At 73.0% G+C, this 2,644-nt stretch carries 1 protein-coding gene and 1 pseudogene; one reads left to right on the plus strand and one right to left on the minus strand.

All coding sequences use genetic code 11. The annotated features are described in order from the left end of the window. Positions 1-38: 38 nt before the first annotated feature. Positions 39-296 (minus strand): annotated as a pseudogene (locus GL263_RS29280) (hypothetical protein); the annotation flags it as partial. Positions 297-705: 409 nt separating this feature from the next. On the opposite strand from GL263_RS29280, the gene GL263_RS24820 reads away from it, so the two are divergent. After that, on the plus strand, positions 706-2,644 hold a 1,939-nt coding region (locus tag GL263_RS24820), incomplete at its 3' end, for a sensor histidine kinase (RefSeq protein ID WP_182857980.1).

Here is a 2,644-nt window from a genome sequence, read left to right on the forward strand (position 1 = left end):
GGCGGTCACAACCGCTGCACGTCGCGCCCCAGTCGGGGCCGGGCCGCGCTGCTCGGCACCGACACCACCCCGTGCCGCTGGATCCACACCTGCCGCGTCACCCACACGTCCAACACCGCCCACGTGGCCACCACCGTCGAGGCCACCGTCCCCAGCAACGCCGGGAAGGCGAACCACACTCCGGCGAGCGAGCACAACACCGTGATCGTCAACTGGACGAGCGTCAGGGCAATGATGATCACCGACCGCACGGCGGCGCTGCGGACCGGGTCCGGCATCCGGGGCCTGGCGTACATCTGACTCCCACTCCCCCTCCACAAAAGGTCGCAAGTGCTGGTCGGGCACGTGTCCAGGGCCACACACCCGGTACCGATTTTCCGGTATCCAGGGAAACTTCGGGACGATAGTCTCCCGGCGGCGCCCGCGCGCCCAACCCCGCGACGGCGAGCCCGTGACCGAGCGGTAGTAGGCTCACGCCGTCCGGCGTGCGCGGCGCCGCGGCCCGTGGGAGACCGCCACGGCCGTCAGCCGACGTGCCGGTGACCACCGCGCGCCGCACGACGCACCAGCACCACCCGACACACAACAGCACGTCAGCTCCACCACACGTCAACACGACAAGAGCCGACCGGGCACCACCCACGCCGGCAGCGCCCGGTACCGGACCGGCCCGCCCCGGCCAGGGGCGCTGAGCTAGGGGAGGCCATGCGCTTTCGCGGGAGGACCATCCGCAGGAAGATCGTGGCGCTGCTCCTCATACCCCTGACGGCGCTCACCGCCATCTGGGTCTTCGCCACGCACCACACCGCCGCCGAGGCCATGCGCATGCTGGACGCGAAGACCGCCGGCGACACCCTCGGGGAACCGATCGAACGCACCGTGCGCGCGGTCCAACGGGAGCGCCGCCACGCCCTGGTCTACCTCGCCGACCCACGGCGGTCGGACGCCCTGCCGCAACTGCACCGCCACCAACACCACACCGACCGGGCGGTGTCCGACGTCACCGGCCGCGCCCCCGGCGTGCGCGGCAGGCTCGACGACGACACCCTCGCCCGTCTCGACGCGTTTGCCGGCGGCCTCGACACCCTGCGTTCCCTCCGCGGGAGAGTCGAACGCAACACCATCTCCCGCGACCACGCCCTCGTCGCCTACAACGACCTGGTCGACCCCAGCTTCGAACTGCTCAACGGCATCCGGGCGATCGACCACGCGGTTCTGGACAAGGAGGCCCGCGCGCTGGCGGCGGCGGCCCGGGCAAGGGAACTGCTGTCCCGTCAGGACGCGCTGATGGCCGCGGCGCTGGCCGCCGGCAGGATGACCGAGCACGAGTACCGCGAGTTCTCCGACCGGGTCGCCGAACGCCGCGTGCTCCACCAGACCAGCCTCGACGCGCTCCCCGAAACCGACGCCCGGGCCTTCGAGGAGTACTGGCGCGGCTCCGACGGGCGCGCCCTGACCGCCTTCGAGAACGACGTCTTCAACGCCGGCCCCGAACGGGCCGTCCGGGCGCTCAACGCCGAACGCTGGCAGTCGGCCACCAGCGCCGCGCTCGCCGGCCTGGAGTCCCTGGACCGCTCCGGGCGGGAACGCCACGAGCAGCGGATCGCGCCCGTGCGGCTCTCTGTGCTGCTCAAGGCCGGCACCGCCGCGCTGCTCGGCCTGGTCGCCGGCGCCCTGTCGGTGTTCGTCTCCCTGCGGATCGGCCGGGGCCTCGTCCGGGACCTGCGGGCGCTGCGCAAGGAGGCCAACGAGGCCGCCGGAGTGCGACTGCCCGGCGTGCAGCGCCGGTTGGCCGCCGGCGAGCAGATCGACGTCGAGACCGAAGCGCCGCGCCTGGAGTACGGGCGCGACGAGGTCGGCCAGGTCGGCCAGGCGCTCAACACCCTCCAGCGCGCCGCCGTGGAGGGCGCCGTCCGCCAGGCCGACATGCGGCGCGGCGTCTCGGAGGTCTTCGTGAACCTCGCCCGTCGCAGCCAGGTGCTCCTGCACCGGCAGCTCAACCTGCTGGAGGGCATGCGGCGCCGCACCGACGACCCCGTCGAGACCGCCGACCTCGACCGGCTGGACCACCTCACCGCGCGGATGCGCCGCCACGCAGAGGGCCTGGTGATCCTCTCCGGGTCGGCGCCCTCCCGGCAGTGGCGCAAACCGGTCGCCCTGATCGACGTGGTGCGTGCCGCGACCGCCGAGGTGGAGGACTCCGAGCGCGTCGAGGTGCGCCGCCTCGCCGCACTCGCCGTGGACGGCGCGGCCGTCGCCGACCTGACCCACCTCGTCGCCGAACTCCTGGAGAACGCCACCGCCTTCTCACCCCCGCACACCGCCGTGCAGGTCATGGGGGAGCGGGTCGCCAACGGCTTCACCCTGGAGATCCACGACCGGGGCCTCGGCATGACCGCCGACGCCCTGCTCGACGCCAACCTCAGACTCGCCGAGACCCCCGAGTTCGAACTCTCCGACACCGACCGCCTCGGACTGCTCGTCGTCGCCCGGCTCGCCCAACGCCAGGGCGCCCGGGTCTCCCTCCAGCCCTCGCCCTACGGCGGCACCACGGCCGTGGTACTGATCCCGGGCACCATCCTCAACGAGATCACCGACGACCTCGAACTGGACACCGGACCCTCCGGACGCCCCGGTCCCACCC

The sequence above is a fragment of the Streptomyces durbertensis genome (assembly GCF_014156695.1).
Lineage (GTDB): Bacteria > Actinomycetota > Actinomycetes > Streptomycetales > Streptomycetaceae > Streptomyces > Streptomyces durbertensis.